13 protein-coding genes are annotated in these 15,809 nt (G+C 60.2%); all 13 read left to right on the forward strand.

What is annotated here, in order from left to right; translation table 11 throughout:
* The first annotated feature begins 3 nt into the window (after positions 1 to 3).
* The 13 genes from flgG (at position 4) to fleQ (ending at position 15,689) form a co-directional block, all read left to right on the forward strand.
* Positions 4 to 789: a flagellar basal-body rod protein FlgG gene (flgG, locus tag MJ643_RS26145; protein ID WP_013973621.1), complete on the forward strand. Its 786-nt coding sequence runs from the start codon at positions 4 to 6 to the stop codon at positions 787 to 789.
* Between the two features lie 50 nt (positions 790 to 839).
* Positions 840 to 1,535 carry a flagellar basal body L-ring protein FlgH gene (gene flgH / locus MJ643_RS26150; protein ID WP_013973620.1) on the forward strand — a complete coding sequence of 232 codons (696 nt, stop codon included), beginning with the start codon at positions 840 to 842 and terminating at the stop codon, positions 1,533 to 1,535.
* Positions 1,536 to 1,541: 6 nt separating this feature from the next.
* Complete coding sequence (locus MJ643_RS26155) at positions 1,542 to 2,657, forward strand: flagellar basal body P-ring protein FlgI (protein WP_013973619.1); 1,116 nt, start codon at positions 1,542 to 1,544, stop codon at positions 2,655 to 2,657.
* Positions 2,658 to 2,668: 11 nt separating this feature from the next.
* Positions 2,669 to 3,823 carry a flagellar assembly peptidoglycan hydrolase FlgJ gene (gene flgJ, locus MJ643_RS26160; RefSeq protein ID WP_013973618.1) on the forward strand — a complete coding sequence of 385 codons (1,155 nt, stop codon included), beginning with the start codon at positions 2,669 to 2,671 and terminating at the stop codon, positions 3,821 to 3,823.
* 12 nt (positions 3,824 to 3,835) lie between these two features.
* Positions 3,836 to 5,878, forward strand: coding sequence for a flagellar hook-associated protein FlgK (gene flgK / locus MJ643_RS26165; protein ID WP_013973617.1), 2,043 nt, complete (start codon positions 3,836 to 3,838; stop codon positions 5,876 to 5,878).
* Positions 5,879 to 5,891: 13 nt separating this feature from the next.
* Positions 5,892 to 7,457, forward strand: coding sequence for a flagellar hook-associated protein 3 (locus MJ643_RS26170; protein WP_247727097.1), 1,566 nt, complete (start codon positions 5,892 to 5,894; stop codon positions 7,455 to 7,457).
* A 494-nt stretch (positions 7,458 to 7,951) separates the two neighbouring features.
* Positions 7,952 to 8,881 carry a ketoacyl-ACP synthase III gene (locus MJ643_RS26175; RefSeq protein WP_208209646.1) on the forward strand — a complete coding sequence of 310 codons (930 nt, stop codon included), beginning with the start codon at positions 7,952 to 7,954 and terminating at the stop codon, positions 8,879 to 8,881.
* A 458-nt stretch (positions 8,882 to 9,339) separates the two neighbouring features.
* A complete protein-coding gene (locus MJ643_RS31520; protein WP_208209645.1) occupies positions 9,340 to 11,397 on the forward strand; it encodes a flagellin in 2,058 nt (685 codons plus the stop codon).
* Between the two features lie 77 nt (positions 11,398 to 11,474).
* Positions 11,475 to 11,825 carry a flagellar protein FlaG gene (locus tag MJ643_RS26195; RefSeq protein ID WP_208209644.1) on the forward strand — a complete coding sequence of 117 codons (351 nt, stop codon included), beginning with the start codon at positions 11,475 to 11,477 and terminating at the stop codon, positions 11,823 to 11,825.
* A 78-nt stretch (positions 11,826 to 11,903) separates the two neighbouring features.
* Positions 11,904 to 13,259, forward strand: a complete 1,356-nt coding sequence (gene fliD, locus MJ643_RS26200; RefSeq protein WP_208209643.1) for a flagellar filament capping protein FliD — start codon at positions 11,904 to 11,906, stop codon at positions 13,257 to 13,259.
* A gap of 79 nt (positions 13,260 to 13,338) precedes the next feature.
* Positions 13,339 to 13,734, forward strand: coding sequence for a flagellar export chaperone FliS (fliS, locus tag MJ643_RS26205; protein ID WP_208209642.1), 396 nt, complete (start codon positions 13,339 to 13,341; stop codon positions 13,732 to 13,734).
* Positions 13,735 to 13,752: 18 nt separating this feature from the next.
* Positions 13,753 to 14,046 (forward strand): flagellar protein FliT, encoded by a 294-nt coding sequence (locus MJ643_RS26210; RefSeq protein WP_208209641.1) that lies wholly within the window; start codon positions 13,753 to 13,755, stop codon positions 14,044 to 14,046.
* 167 nt (positions 14,047 to 14,213) lie between these two features.
* Entirely contained in the window at positions 14,214 to 15,689 is a 1,476-nt protein-coding gene (fleQ, locus tag MJ643_RS26215; protein WP_015271222.1) for a transcriptional regulator FleQ, read from the forward strand.
* Positions 15,690 to 15,809: the final 120 nt, after the last annotated feature.

Here is a 15,809-nt window from a genome sequence, read left to right on the forward strand (position 1 = left end):
AACATGCTTCCGGCTCTTTGGGTCGCTAAAACCGGCCTGTCCGCCCAGGACACCAACCTGACGGTCATTTCCAACAACCTGGCCAACGTCTCGACCACTGGTTTCAAACGTGACCGCGCCGAGTTCCAGGACCTGCTGTACCAGATCCGCCGTCAGCCTGGCGCCCAGTCTACGCAGGATAGCGAGCTGCCCTCGGGCCTGCAGGTCGGTACCGGTGTGCGTATTGTCGGCACCCAGAAAAGTTTCGTTGCCGGCAGCCTGCAGACCACCGAAAACCCGCTGGACATGGCGGTCAACGGCCGTGGCTTCTTCCAGATCCTGCAACCGGACGGCACAGTTTCGTATACCCGTGACGGTACCTTCCACCTGAACTCCGACGGCCAGATCGTCACCGCCAACGGTTACGCGCTGGAGCCTGCCATCGTCGTGCCGAACGACGCGCAGACCTTCACCGTCGGCCAGGACGGCACCGTGTCGATCACCACCGCCGGCAATCCGGCTGCGCAGGTGATCGGCAACATCCAGACCGCCGACTTCATCAACCCGGCGGGCCTGCAGGCGATTGGCGACAACCTTTTCCTCGAGACCGCTGCCAGTGGCGCGCCGCAGGTTGGCACCCCGGGCCTGAACGGGTTCGGCACCACCCTGCAGCAGACCCTGGAAAACTCCAACGTCAGCACCGTGGAAGAGTTGGTGAACATGATCACCACCCAGCGTGCCTACGAGATGAACTCCAAGGTCATTTCCACGGCTGACCAGATGCTGTCGTTCGTTACTCAACAGCTCTGAAGCAGGCAGCTCTAACCCCGTCACTCCGTTGCACCCGTGAGGTAAGCGTCATGAATCGTCTGTTGTCCGTTTTCGCCCTGGGGGGGGCGGTGTTGCTGGCAGGCTGCGTCGCGCCGACGCCCAAGCCCAACGACCCGTACTACGCGCCGGTACTGCCGCGCACCCCGTTGCCGGCAGCGGCCAACAACGGCTCGATCTACCAGGCCGGTTTCGAGCAGAACCTGTACAGCGACCGCAAGGCGTTCCGGGTGGGTGACATCATCACCATCACCCTCAACGAGCGCACATCGGCCAGCAAGAACGCCGGCTCGCAGATTCAGAAAAACAGCAACGCCAACATCGGCCTGACGTCATTGTTCGGCAGCACGCCGAGCACCAACAACCCGTTCGGCAGCGGTGACCTGTCGCTGGAGGCCGGCTACAGCGGCGAGCGCGCCACCAAGGGCGACAGCAAGGCCACCCAGGGCAACACCCTGACCGGTTCCATCACCGTGACCGTGGCCGAAGTGCTGCCCAACGGCATCATCGCCGTGCGCGGAGAGAAGTGGCTGACCCTGAACACCGGCGAAGAGTTGGTGCGCATTGCCGGCATGATCCGCGCCGACGACATCGCCACCGACAACACCGTGCCGTCCACCCGTGTGGCCGACGCGCGCATCACCTATTCCGGTACCGGCTCGTTCGCCGATGCCAGCCAGCCCGGGTGGCTGGACCGCTTCTTCATCAGCCCGCTTTGGCCTTTCTGAGTACGGATGACCATGTTCAACGTGAGGCAGCTGATTGCCGCAACCCTGCTCCTGTCCTGTGCTTTTGGCGCCCAGGCCGAGCGCCTGAAGGACATCGCCAGCATTTCTGGCGTGCGCTCCAACCAGCTGATCGGTTACGGCCTGGTGGTGGGGCTCAACGGCACGGGTGACCAGACCACCCAGACGCCGTTCACCCTGCAGACCTTCAACAACATGCTGTCGCAGTTCGGCATCAAGGTGCCGGCCGGCTCTGGCAACGTGCAGCTGAAAAACGTTGCGGCAGTGTCGGTGCATGCCGACCTGCCGGCGTTCGCCAAGCCAGGCCAGGTGGTGGACATTACCGTGTCCTCGATCGGTAACTCCAAGAGCCTGCGCGGTGGCAGCCTGCTGATGACCCCGCTCAAGGGTATCGATGGCAACGTCTATGCCGTGGCCCAGGGCAACCTGGTGGTGGGCGGCTTCGATGCCGAGGGCCGTGACGGTTCGAAGATCACCGTCAACGTTCCGTCGGCCGGTCGCATCCCTGGCGGTGCTACCGTCGAGCGTGCGGTGCCGAGCGGCTTCAACCAGGGCAACAGCCTGACCCTGAACCTCAACCGCCCCGACTTCACCACCGCCAAGCGCATCGTCGACAAGGTCAACGACCTGCTCGGCCCGGGCGTGGCCCAGGCCGTGGACGGCGGTTCGGTGCGTGTCACGGCGCCGATGGACCCTAGCCAGCGCGTGGACTACCTGTCGATCCTCGAGAACCTCGAGATCGACCCGGGCCAGGCGGTCGCCAAGGTCATCATCAACTCGCGCACCGGCACCATCGTCATCGGCCAGAACGTCAAGGTGTCGCCGGCCGCGGTGACCCACGGCAGCCTGACCGTGACCATTACCGAAGACCCGATCGTCAGCCAGCCGGGGCCGTTCTCCAACGGCCAGACCGCCGTGGTGCCGCGCTCACGGGTCAATGCCGAGCAGGAAGCCAAGCCGATGTTCAAGTTCGGCCCGGGCACCACGCTGGATGAAATCGTCCGCGCGGTGAACCAGGTGGGCGCGGCGCCCAGCGACCTGATGGCCATCCTCGAAGCCCTGAAACAGGCCGGCGCGTTGCAGGCCGACCTGATCGTGATCTGAGGACGGTGCGGATGAACAGCAAAAGCTTGGTTTCCGGCAGCGTCGACAGCGGTGCTTACACCGACCTCAACCGCCTCAGCTCGCTGAAGGTGGGTGACCGCGACAGCGAAGCCAACGTGCGCAAGGTGGCCCAGGAGTTCGAATCGCTGTTCATCAGCGAAATGCTCAAGGCCTCGCGCAAGGCCAGTGACGTGCTGGCCGACGACAACCCGATGAACACCGAAACGGTGAAGCAGTACCGCGACATGTACGACCAGCAGCTGGCCGTGAGCATGTCCCGCGAAGGTGGAGGTATTGGCCTGCAGGATGTGCTGGTACGCCAGTTGACCAAAGGCCGTAGTGCGTCCATCAACACCAGCCCGTTCCCACGGGCCGATGCCAGTGGCCCGGCATTGTGGGGCAGCAAGGTGGCGGAGCCGGCGCATGCCGCTGATTCGGCGTCTGGCCGCAACGATGTTGCCGCGCTCAATGCGCGGCGACTGGCGTTGCCGAGCAAACTCACCGACCGCCTGCTGGCCGGCATCGTGCCGTCGGCGGCCACCGCTAACAGCGCTGCCGTGCCGGCCCGTGACGGTCAGCAGGTAGCCCAGGCCTTCGCCGTGCCGGACAACGGCCTGCGCATACTTGGCCGCGCCGTGGCCCAACCGCCACTGGCCCCGAACAAGGCCTTTGCCGACAGTGACGAGTTCGTCGCCACCATGCTGCCGATGGCCGAGCAGGCTGCCAAACGCATTGGTATCGACCCGCGCTACCTGGTGGCCCAGGCTGCTCTGGAAACCGGCTGGGGCAAATCGGTAATGCGCAATACCGATGGCAGCAGCAGCCACAACCTGTTCGGCATCAAGGCCACCGGCAACTGGCAGGGCGAGCAGGCGCGGGCGATCACCAGCGAGTTCCGTGACGGCCAGTTCGTCAAGGAAACGGCTGCATTCCGCAGCTACGACTCATACCAGGACAGCTTCCACGACCTGGTAAGCCTGTTGCAGAGCAATTCCCGCTATCAAGATGCCCTGAATTCGGCCGATAACCCTGAGCAGTTTGCAAGAGAGCTGCAAAAGGCAGGTTATGCGACCGACCCGGGCTATGCGAAGAAAATCATCAGCATCGCCCGGCAAATGCAAGCAACCCCGCAATACGCCATGGCTGGCAGAACCACGAATCTATAAAAGGACTAAATCATGTCGAGCCTGATTTCCATCGGCCTGAGTGGCCTGAGTGCCAGCCAGGCGGCATTGTCGGTCACCAGTAACAACATCGCCAACGCTGCGACCAGTGGCTATTCGCGCCAGCAGACGATCCAGGCAGCGGGCCCTTCGCACAACATCGGCGCGGGCTTTTTGGGCACCGGTACCACGCTGTCGGATGTGCGCCGCATCTACAGCGCCTATCTGGACAACCAGTTGCAGACCGCCACCTCGCTGCAGGCCGACTCGGTCGCCTTCCAGGACCAGATCACCAGCGTCGACAAGCTGCTGGCCGACCGTGACACCGGCATCAGTTCGGTTCTTACCGCATTCTTCTCGGCCCTGCAGACCGCATCGGCCAAGCCTGGTGATGTTGCCTCGCGGCAGCTGCTGCTGACCCAGGCGCAGACCTTGAGCAACCGCTTCAACGCGGTGTCCACGCAGCTGAACCAGCAGAACGAGGTGATCAATTCCCAGCTCGATACGCTGGCGGGGCAGGTCAACAAGCTCACCGGCAGCATCGCCGAGTACAACAAGCAGATCGCCGCCGCCAGCGCTACCGGCAACACGCCCAACAGCCTGCTGGATGCGCGCAGCGAAGCCGTGCGCCAGCTCAACGAGCTGGTCGGTGTGACGGTGCAGGAGCGTGATGGCAACTACGACGTATACCTGGGCAGTGGCCAGTCGCTGGTCACCGGCAACAAGGCCAATACGCTTTCGGTGCAGCCGGGTACTGCCGACAAGAGCCAGGCCAGCCTGCGCATCAACTATGAGTCGTTCAGTTCCGACGTGACCTCGGTGATCACCGGTGGCACCATCGGCGGCCTGTTGCGCTATCGCCAGGACGTGCTGACGCCGTCGATGAACGAGCTCGGCCGTGTCGCCCTGGTGGTAGCCGACAGCATCAACAGCCAGCTGGGCCAGGGCCTGGATGCCAACGGTCAATTCGGCAGCTCGCTGTTCTCCAGCATCAACAGTGCCACCGCCGTTGCCCAGCGCAGCCTGGCCTCGTCGAACAACAGTGCTGGCTCTGGCAACCTCAACGTGACCATTGCCGACAGTGGCGCGCTGAGCACCTACGACTACGAGGTGAAGTTCACTAGCGCCAATCAGTACAGCGTGCGCCGCTCCGACGGCACCGACATGGGCACCTTCGACCTCAGCGCCGACCCGGCACCAGTGATCGACGGCTTCACCCTGTCGCTGAATGGCGGCGGCCTGGCGGCTGGGGACAGCTTCAAGGTGATCCCCACCCGTTCGGCAGCCGGTAGTATCACCACCACCCTCACCGATGCCAACAAGCTGGCTTTTGCCGGGCCGATCAGTGCCACGGCGGGCAGCGGCAACAGTGGTACCGGCACCATCACCCAGCCAACGCTGGGCGAATCGCTGAACATCTATGGCGGTGCCGATACCGCGCTGGTGCAGCAGGCGATACGGGATTCGATGCCGGTGCGCGTGGTGTTCGATGCCGCCAGCGGGGGTTCGCAAGGCTACAAGCTGTACGATGCCAAGGGCACCCAGATTGGTACCGGCAGCGTGGTGCCAGGGCAGGACAACAAGCTGTCGATCGCCGTGCCGATGCGTGATGCGTCCGGTAACCCGATTCTCGATGGCAGCGGCAATCCGCGTACCTTTGCCGTCGAAACCACCATTGGCGGCAGCCCGGCTACCAACGACAGCTTCACCCTGTCGTTCAATGCCGACGGCAAGGCCGACAACCGCAACGCCAACGCACTGCTGGACCTGCAGACCAAGTCGACTGTGGGCACCAACTCCGGCACCGGCACCAGCTTCACCTCGGCCTATGCCTCGCTGGTCGAGCGGGTAGGGGCCAAGGCCAGCCAGGCCGCCATCGATACCACGGCGACCCAGGCGGTGTTCAAGTCCGCCGCCGAAAGCCGAAGTGCGGTGTCGGGCGTCAACCTCGATGACGAGGCGGCCAGCCTGGTGAAGTTCCAGCACTACTACACGGCGTCGTCGCAGATCATCAAGGCGGCGCAAGAAACCTTCAGCACCCTGATCAACGCCTTGTAAGGAGTAGACTACCGTGCGCATTTCCACTGCTCAGTTCTACGAGACCAGCGCCACCGGCTACTCGCAGAACTACTCCAACCTGGCCAAGATCACCGAACAGGTTACCTCCAAGTCGCGCATCCAGTCGGCCGGCGACGACCCGGTCGGCGCTGCGCGCCTGCTAGTGTTGCAGCAACAGAGCGCCTTGCTGGACCAGTACAGCGGCAACATGACCACAGTCAAGAACGCCCTGTTGCAGGAAGAGAGCGTGCTGTCGACTATCAACGATGCCCTGCAGCGCGCCAGCGAGTTGGCGATCCAGGCCGGCAACGGTGGCCTGAGCGATGCCGACCGTACCTCGATTGCCAGTGAGATCAAGGAAATCGAAGCCAACGTCTTCGGTCTGCTGAACTCGCGCGACGCCAACGGCGACTACATGTTTGGCGGCTCCAAGTCGTCGACCCCACCCTATGTGCGCAACGCCGACGGCACCTACAGTTACCAGGGCGACCAGACCCAGCTGAGCCTGCAGGTGTCCGACACCCTGCGCCTGGCGACCAACGACACCGGCTACAGCATTTTCGACCAGGCCACCAACAACAGCCGCACCCAGTCGAACCTGGTGGCACCGTCGCCGGATGATGGCAAGGTGCTGCTCTCTGGCGGCCTGCTGACGTCGGCCACCACCTACAGCAACCAGTTTGCTGCTGGCCAGCCTTATACCGTCACATTCACCAGTGCCACCGAGTACAGCGTGAAGGACGCAGCCGGCAACGACATCACCACCGAAACGGCGGGCAAGGGCAAGTTCGACGTCAACACCGAAGGCGGCAAGATGATTTCACTGCGGGGCGTCGACTTCGAAATCAACCTGAACCTGGCGGAGGGCGATGATGCCGACGCCGTGGTGGCGGGCCACGTTTTCACCCTCGAAGCCAAGCCAGACACCCTGACTGCCACCCGCAGCGCTGGTAACCCATCGACCGCGCAGGTAACCGGTACCAGTATCACTGACCCTGATGCCTACCGCAGCACCTTCCCGAGCAACGGTGCGGTGATCCGCTTCACCAGTGATACGGAGTATTCGCTGTATGCGCAGCCGTACTCTGCCGATAGCAAGCCTATTGCCTCCGGTACACTAGGAGCGGGCAATGCGATCACGGTGGCTGGCGTTACCTACCAGTTCGACAGCGCGCCAGCCCAGGGTGACCAGTTCTCGGTCAATGCCAATACCCACCGCTCACAGAACGTGCTGGACACCCTGGGTCAGCTGCGCAGTGCCCTGGAAAAGCCCCTTGACTCGCCAGAGGCGCAGGCTGCGCTGAAAACTGCCACCGACTCGGCGATCTCCAACCTGGCCAGTGCCCGTGACCGCATCGACATTACCCGTGGCTCCATCGGTGCACGGGCCAACTCGCTGGAAATTCAGGCGCAGGAGAACGAAAGCCTGGGCTTGGCCAACAAAAGCACGCAAAGCGCTATCGGCGATACCGACATGGCTTCGGCGACCATCCAGCTGACGCTGCAGCAGGCCATGCTCGAAGCCTCGCAGCTGGCCTTTGCGCGTATTTCACAGCTGAGCCTGTTCGACAAGATCTGATCGGGCGCCTGGCAGGCTGGAGCGCTCGCCCTAGTGGGCGCTGCTGCCCTGCTCAATTTCTGGAAGCTGGCGCGATCCCCGTGGGAGCGGGTTTACCCGCGAACACCGGCGCAGCCGGTGCCATCCACCGCGTCGCCTGCTTCGCGGGTGAACCCGCTCCCACAGGTGTCGATCAGGTTTCAGGATCCCACTTAGTTGTGGATGCTTTTTGCTGACTTACGCGTCAGAAGCTACCCCGCAGGTGTTGTGTCTGTTCGGTCAATCCCCGAATTCCCCAAGTCCCCCACACCTTCCGCACGGCTTTCGTAGCATTTCAATGTGACCAATGAGTCAAAACGGTCATCTTCCCTGTATTCTATGCGGCAGCTGTTGCAGCATTTTGTTACCGGTGCGCAGGCGAACACTGCCTTCAACCCCCAGTGGTGACGCTCCGGTATTTGGCGCCCTCAATTCATCGAGTGGTGGTCTTTGGCTGTTTTCATTGGGAAGCCAGAATGATTGGCATCAAAAGCATCGCGAGTTACGTGCCCACCGCTGGCCTGGACAACTATGTCCAGGGTGCGAAGTTCGGCAAGGACGAAGAGTTCATGTTCGGCAAGATCGGCGCATCGTTCCTGCCGCGCAAGGCCGCTGAACAGGAAACCTCCGACCTGTGCGTGGAAGCCGCCCAGGCGCTATTCGCCAGCAACCCCGACCTCGACCCGCAATCGATCGATGCGCTGATCGTGGTCACCCAGAACGGTGACGAAGAAGGCCTGCCGCATACCGCTGCTATTGTCCAGAGCAAGCTCGGCCTGTCCACCCGCGTGGCGGCGTTCGACGTGTCGCTGGGCTGCTCGGGCTACGTGTATGGCTTGTACGCCATCAAGGGCTTTATGGAAGCGGCAGGGCTGAAGAACGGTCTGCTGATCACCGCCGACCCGTATTCGAAGATCGTCGACCCGGAAGACCGCAACACCACCATGCTATTCGGTGATGCCGCCTCGGCCACCTGGATGGGTGAGAACGCGGTCTGGAACCTGGGCCAGGCGCGCTTCGGCACCGACGGTTCCGGCGCCGAGCACCTCAAGGTGAGTGATGGCAAGTTCTTCATGAACGGCCGCCAGGTGTTCAACTTTGCCCTGGTCAAGGTGCCGGCGCACCTGCACGAACTGCTGGATGCCAGCGGCCTGAAGTCGTCGGATATCGACGCCTTCTGCATCCACCAAGGCAGTGCGGCGATTGTCGATGCCGTGGCCCGGCGTTTCGAAGAGGAGCATCCGGAAAAGTTCGTCAAGGACATGCTGGAAACCGGCAACACCGTGTCGTCCAGCGTGCCGCTGCTACTGCAGAAGCACATGCTCGACGGCAGCTGGAAGCGCGTGGCGATCAGCGGCTTTGGCGTGGGCCTGTCGTGGGGCTCGGCCATCCTGTACCGCGACTGATCCCAGCAGTCCAAAAAAAGCGCCCGGCGGCCACCGCCCGGCGCTTTTTTCATACCTGAAAAAATGTCTGGCTTCACTTCAGGCTCTGTGGGGCAACTGTCCAGCTCAAAAACCTGAAAGCCTGCGCCACTCCCTGTGGGAGCGGGTTCACCCGCGAACACCGGCGAAGCCGGTGCCAACCACCGCGTCACTTTCTTCGCGGGTAAACCCGCTCCCACACGGGGACGGTGGCGCTACTGGGGTATGGCATTTAGCCTGCTCTTACACGGTTTTTGACGCCAATAAACCGCCCCTAACCCCTTGATTTCTCAGGGCTGGCCCCATGCCAGCATTTTTTTTTCAAAAACGCCCTCAAGCAACCCGCGCACCCGACGATAACTATTACGAAGGTTCTCTAGGCCACACCCGGCTGTCGCCAGGGCCGGAAGCCGCAGTATCCATACAACGAGGAATTCGTCATGGCTTTGACCGTTAACACCAACATCACCTCCTTGGGCGTTCAGAAGAACCTGAACCGTGCTTCCGACGCGCTGGGTACCTCGATGTCCCGCCTGTCCTCTGGCCTGAAAATCAACAGCGCCAAAGACGACGCCGCTGGCCTGCAAATTTCCAACCGTCTGACCAGCCAGATCAGCGGCCTCAACGTTGCCGTTAAAAACGCCAACGACGGTATCTCCATCGCCCAGACCGCTGAAGGCGCGATGCAGGCTTCCACCAACATCCTGCAGCGTATGCGCGAACTGGCTCTGCAATCGGCGAACGGCTCGAACAGCGATGAAGACCGTACCTCGCTGCAGCAAGAGTTCACCGCACTGTCGGGCGAACTGACCCGTATTTCCAGCACTACCACTTTCGGTGGTCGTAACCTGCTGGATGGTACTTTCACCAGCACCAGCTTCCAGGTTGGCGCGAATGCGAACGAAACGATTTCGTTTGGCATGAAGAGCGTAAGTGCTAGCGATTTGAAAGGCACTTACAATGAAGCGTCCGTTGATGGTGCTACAAACAAACTGAGTGCTGTTGTGACGGGTAAGGCAGACGTCATTACTTCTAATGCCACCAGTGTTGATCCTACCAAGAAGTTTGCAGTTGAAACCAAGACATTGGGTGAAACTGGTAAAGGCACCCTTAAGATTGGTGCTGCCGATATTGAGTTGGTTGCCACTGACACTTTGGACAGCGTCGTCAAGAAAATTAATGATGCTGGTATCACCGGTGTTACCGCTTCCAATAATGACGGTACGCTTCGCCTGAGCAACACCACAGCAGCGGCAGTGGCGGTCACCGATGATAATGCTTCGGCTACTGACGGTCCTTTGGCTGCTCTTGGGCTGACTATCGGTAACATTGCTGCCGCAACCGCTGGTCCGCCCGTAGTTGCTGGTAATATGGATGGTACTGCTCAGCTGTCTGCAGAAGGCGTTGGCGTGGCAGGTGACTTGGTCATCGGAAGCTCGGTGATTCGCATGGCTGCAACCGACACCCTTGAAGATGTAGTTAATAAAGTCAATGGGTTCTCGTCGGAAACCGGTGTTACCGCGAAGATTGCAAAAAATGCTGACGGTACTGGTTCGCTCAGCTTGAGCTCCAAGACTGATTTCACCATTGGGTCCGCATCTACTGCTGCAGTTGCAACCGCATTCGGTTTCAACGCTGGTGCTGATAACCTGATTAAAACTCAAACTGGTCTTACCTCTTCTGCATCTATTAAGATAAATGATCAGACTTTTGACTTTGCGGCGGGTGCTACCCTCTCGGATATCGTAAATACTATCAACGACGGTGCTGGTCTGGCCGGTTCTGGAGATGGTACTAAAGCTACCGGTGTGGTCGCGAGCGCTAGTTCGGATGGTCGTTTGATTCTTACTTCCGCTGATGGTAAAGATGTAAAGCTGGAGAATAATAGCGCTGGTGCGCTTAACAGCCTCGGTCTGACCTCTGGCAATACCAAGGCTAAGTTGACTGAAGCGACTTCGATCACTGTTAATAATGTTGAAATTAAATTCAAGAAAGACGACGACATGTCGGCCGTCGCTGCTGCTATCAACAGCTCGAGCAGCGGCGTAACCGCAACCGTGAACAAGGATGGCACCTTGGCCTTGGCGGCTGACCAAGACATCCAAATCGCCGATGGCAGCAACGGCACCGGCCTTGCCGCTCTGGGTCTGAGCGCCAGCACCACCAAAGCAGTAACCATGGATACTTCGGTCAACGACCTGAGCATCCTGGATGCCGCTAGCGCCCAGCAAGCCATCCAGGCTCTTGACGGTGCAATCCAGCAAGTTGATAGCCAGCGCTCGCAGCTGGGTGCTATTCAGAACCGTTTCGACAGCACCGTCGATAACCTGCAGAGCATCGCCGAGAACTCGACTGCTGCCCGCAGCCGTGTGCAGGACGCTGACTTCGCAGCTGAAACTGCTGAACTGACCAAGCAGCAAACCCTGCAGCAGGCATCCACCGCGATCCTGTCCCAGGCTAACCAGCTGCCATCGTCGGTACTGAAACTGCTGGGCTAATTCCAAAAGCTGAGTAGTTTTGACGAAGGGTACGGTGACGTACCCTTTCGTCTTTCCGAGAATAAGAGGTGTAAGACATGGATATGAGCGTGAAACTGGGCCTGTCCTATCCCGCCTCCGCTGCGCCCGACACATCGACGAGCAAGCGGCAAGCAAGCGACCAGGCGGCCAACGAGCCTGCCAATCAAGAATCTCAGCCTGTAGCTCGGCCAGAACTGGAAAGCGCCGTCAGTGCCATCCAGGACTTCGTCAAGGCTTCAGAGCGACAACTGGACTTTTCAATCGATGACTCCACCGGTCAGGTGGTGGTCAAGGTTATTGCCCGTCAAAGCGGCGAAGTCATCCGTCAGCTGCCCTCCGAAGTGGCGCTGAAGCTGGCGGAAAATCTGAAGGATGCCAACAGCCTGATGTTCGACATTCAGGCCTGATTGGCACGGCTTTTGTTGTAAAGCCGCACGGACGCATTTTCGTCGGCTTTTCGACGGTCACCGAAATGGAGAGTGAAGATGGCGAGTTCAACTATTACCGGCCTGGGTTCTGGTCTTAAGATCGACGAAATCGTTGCGGCGCTAGCAAATGCCGAAAAGGCGCCCAAGCAGAAGCAGATCAATGCCCAAGCCACCACGGCCACTACTTCGCTGTCGGCCATCGGTACCATCAAAAGTGCGCTGGACACGTTCCGTGCGGCTATCGCCAAGCTGAATACGGCATCAAGCTTCTCTGGTCTGGCGTCGTCGTCGTCCGACGAGGCGATTGCAAAGATCAAGCTGGGCGACGGGGCTTCGTCGGGCAATTACGCGCTTGAGGTAACCCAGTTGGCAACTGCTTCGAAGATATCGACGCAGGTTTATGACAAGACCTCTACCGTTGTAAACGATTCGGGTGTATCCCAAACCCTCACTATCAGTCAGGGCAGTTCTACCCACAGCGTTTCCATCGCTGACGGTGCAACGCTGCAGGAGGCTCGCGATGCAATCAACGGTCAGCTTCAGTCCAAAGGTATTACAGCCAACATCGTTACAGATGCCAAAGGCTCGCGGCTGATATTCTCGTCTACAAAGATGGGCGAAGGTACCGAGTTGACGCTTGGTGGAGATGCCAGCATGGCGACCGGTGTCACTACAATCGCTAAACCGCAAAATGCCAAATACACACTGGACGGTTTGGAGCTGGAGTCAGCTTCCAATACTGTCACTGGGGCTGTCAGTGGTGTCGATATCACGCTGGTCAAGGAGGGTAAGGCCAACCTTGGTATCACCAGCAACAACGATACCTTAAAGACCTCCGTACAGTCTTTTGTCACGGCGTACAACGCGCTTATGACTGCAGTCAACGCCCAGACCAAGGTCACCACGGGCGCTGACGGCTCTGCCACCGGAGCGGCAGCGTTGACCGGCGACGCAACCATGCGCTCGCTTGTCAACTCGATCCGTAGCGAGATCACTCGTAGCGTCGGGATTACCGGTTTGAGTAGCCTGTCACAGCTGGGCATCAATACTGTCCAGAAGACCGGCCTGCTGGAGTTTAACGATACGAAGTGGGATGCAGCGGTCAAGACCTACGGGGCTGACATCAGTGGCCTGTTTACCGGTAAAGATGGCCTTCTGACCCGGCTGACAAACACTACCGAGGATTATGTAAAAACTGGCGGGATACTGGAGACTCGCCAGACAAACTTGACCAACCAGCTCAAGGATCTAGATGAGGCACAGGCAGCGCTTGATCGGCGTATCACGTCGCTTACCGATACGCTGACCAAAAAATACAACGCCATGGACACCATGGTTGCTCAGCTCAAGGCCACCAGCGACAGCGTGATGACCACGCTTAACGCCTTGAACAAGTCCAATAGCGACGACTGATTACGTTAAAGAAAGCCGGGCTGAGGCCGATGCAATAGGTATGCGGCCCCCGTTCAGCCCCGTTCACTGAGGATCCCCCATGCACCCGATGAGAGCCCTTCGCCAGTACCAGAAGGTCAATTCCCACGCCCAGATTTCCGAAGCCACCCCGCATCGCCTGGTGCAGATGCTGATGGAAGGCTCGCTTGATCGCATGGCTCAGGCGAAAGGTGCCCTTGCTCGCGGTGATGTCGCGCAGAAGGGCCTGATGCTGGGCAAGGCCATCGACATCATCGGCGGGCTGCGTGAAGGCCTGGACAAGGAAAAGACCGACAACCCGGACGAACTGGACCGCCTGGACAGCCTGTACGACTACATGGCCCGTCGCCTGACCCAGGCCAACCTGCACAGCGACCCTGCAATGATCGATGAGGTCGCACAGCTGATGATCACTGTGAAAAGCGGCTGGGACGCCATCGCCTCCGCCGAGCAATAACACCCTGAGGACACCCCTATGAGCGCGTTGCAGCAAATCGAAGATACCCGTCTGGCCCTGAGCCAGGCCCTGCAAGCGCGCGACTGGGCGGCCATCGGTGAACTCGACCTGGTGTGTCGGGCGCTGATGGATGAAGTGCTGCAGGAAGGGCAGGGGGATGAAGCCGCCGTGCGGGCTAATCTGGAAGCGTTGATGGCGGTTTATCGTCAGCTAATCGACGTTGCAAGTGACGAGCGTCAATCGTTGGTCACACAAATGTCGAATATCAACCAAGCTAAACATGCCACAAAGGTATACCATCTGTTCAGCTGAAGCTGCCCAGAATGCAACGCTTCGGCGCCATAAATTTGACTGCCTTTAAGTTTTTGACTTTACTAGTGGCTGTTTTCGAATTTCAGACGTCCGAACACTGACCATTCAGTCGGAATGATGTCGAGCACGCCCTCGGGCGCCGATATGACTAGGGAAGTTGCTATTGCATGTGGCGTGAAACCAAGATTCTGCTGATCGACGACGACAGCGCACGCCGCCGCGACCTGGCGGTGGTGCTTAACTTCCTCGGCGAAGAAAACCTCGCTTGCTCCAGCCAGGACTGGCAGCAAGTGGTCGAGCCGTTGTCTTCGAGTCGCGAAGTGCTGTGCGTGCTTATCGGCACTGTAAATGCCCCGGGCAGTGTGCTTGGGCTCGTTAAGACAGTGACTGGGTGGGATGAGTTCCTTCCGGTTCTGCTTTTAGGTGAAATTTCTTCTGCGGAGTTCCCGGAAGACCTTCGCCGCCGGGTGCTTTCCAACCTGGAAATGCCGCCAAGCTACAGCCAGCTGCTGGATTCGCTGCACCGTGCCCAGGTCTATCGCGAGATGTACGACCAGGCGCGCGAGCGTGGCCGCCAGCGCGAACCCAACCTGTTCCGCAGCCTGGTTGGCACCAGCCGTGCCATTCAGCACGTGCGGCAGATGATGCAGCAAGTGGCCGATACCGATGCCAGCGTGCTGATCCTGGGTGAGTCCGGCACCGGCAAGGAAGTGGTCGCGCGCAACCTGCACTACCATTCCAAACGCCGCGAAGCGCCGTTCGTGCCGGTCAACTGCGGTGCGATCCCGGCCGAGCTGCTGGAAAGCGAACTGTTCGGCCACGAGAAGGGCGCCTTTACCGGGGCGATCACCAGCCGTGCCGGGCGCTTCGAGCTGGCCAACGGCGGTACCCTGTTCCTTGACGAAATCGGCGACATGCCGTTGCCGATGCAGGTCAAGCTGTTGCGCGTGTTGCAGGAGCGTACCTTCGAGCGCGTGGGCAGCAACAAGACCCAGAGCATCGATGTGCGCATTATTGCCGCGACTCACAAGAACCTCGAGACCATGATCGAGGAGGGTACGTTCCGCGAAGACCTGTACTACCGCCTGAACGTGTTCCCTATCGAGATGGCGCCGCTGCGTGAGCGGGTGGAAGACATCCCGCTGCTGATGAACGAGCTGATCTCGCGCATGGAGCACGAGAAGCGCGGGTCCATCCGCTTCAACTCCGCGTCGATCATGTCGCTGTGTCGCCACGGCTGGCCGGGCAACGTACGTGAGCTGGCCAACCTGGTCGAGCGCATGGCGATCATGCACCCGTACGGGGTGATTGGCGTTTCCGAGCTGCCGAAGAAATTCCGTTACGTCGATGACGAAGACGAGCAGATGGTCGACAGCCTGCGCAGCGACCTGGAAGAGCGCGTGGCGATCAACGGCCATACGCCGAACTTCAGCAACCACGCCATGCTGCCACCTGAAGGCCTGGACCTGAAGGACTACCTGGGTAGCCTGGAGCAGGGCCTGATCCAGCAGGCGCTGGACGATGCCAACGGTATCGTTGCGCGCGCGGCTGAACGTTTGCGTATTCGTCGTACCACTTTGGTCGAGAAGATGCGCAAGTATGGTATGAGCCGCCAGGGCGGCGAGGAGCAGGCGGAGGATTGACGGCTGGGGTGGGGGTGTTCGGCTTGGCGTTGATGGTGCCTGTTAGATCGAGCGCCGCCCGCGCGGCGCTTCTCGAGTGTTTGCCGTTGTACTTTCTGCGCCTGTGAGACCGAGCGCCGC

Origin of the sequence: Pseudomonas sp. PNPG3 (assembly GCF_023093815.1) — a bacterium.
GTDB lineage: Bacteria > Pseudomonadota > Gammaproteobacteria > Pseudomonadales > Pseudomonadaceae > Aquipseudomonas > Aquipseudomonas asiatica.

What these genes read in the sequence shown, in the direction of transcription:
- flgG (WP_013973621.1), top strand. Translation starts at nt 4, where the DNA reads ATGCTTCCGGCTCTTTGGGTCGCTAAAACCGGCCTGTCCGCCCAGGAC.
- MJ643_RS26155 (WP_013973619.1), top strand. Translation starts at nt 1,542, where the DNA reads ATGACCATGTTCAACGTGAGGCAGCTGATTGCCGCAACCCTGCTCCTG.
- flgH (WP_013973620.1), top strand. Translation starts at nt 840, where the DNA reads ATGAATCGTCTGTTGTCCGTTTTCGCCCTGGGGGGGGCGGTGTTGCTG.
- fleQ (WP_015271222.1), top strand. Translation starts at nt 14,214, where the DNA reads ATGTGGCGTGAAACCAAGATTCTGCTGATCGACGACGACAGCGCACGC.
- MJ643_RS26210 (WP_208209641.1), top strand. Translation starts at nt 13,753, where the DNA reads ATGAGCGCGTTGCAGCAAATCGAAGATACCCGTCTGGCCCTGAGCCAG.
- MJ643_RS31520 (WP_208209645.1), top strand. Translation starts at nt 9,340, where the DNA reads ATGGCTTTGACCGTTAACACCAACATCACCTCCTTGGGCGTTCAGAAG.
- MJ643_RS26175 (WP_208209646.1), top strand. Translation starts at nt 7,952, where the DNA reads ATGATTGGCATCAAAAGCATCGCGAGTTACGTGCCCACCGCTGGCCTG.
- fliD (WP_208209643.1), top strand. Translation starts at nt 11,904, where the DNA reads ATGGCGAGTTCAACTATTACCGGCCTGGGTTCTGGTCTTAAGATCGAC.
- flgJ (WP_013973618.1), top strand. Translation starts at nt 2,669, where the DNA reads ATGAACAGCAAAAGCTTGGTTTCCGGCAGCGTCGACAGCGGTGCTTAC.
- MJ643_RS26195 (WP_208209644.1), top strand. Translation starts at nt 11,475, where the DNA reads ATGGATATGAGCGTGAAACTGGGCCTGTCCTATCCCGCCTCCGCTGCG.
- flgK (WP_013973617.1), top strand. Translation starts at nt 3,836, where the DNA reads ATGTCGAGCCTGATTTCCATCGGCCTGAGTGGCCTGAGTGCCAGCCAG.
- fliS (WP_208209642.1), top strand. Translation starts at nt 13,339, where the DNA reads ATGCACCCGATGAGAGCCCTTCGCCAGTACCAGAAGGTCAATTCCCAC.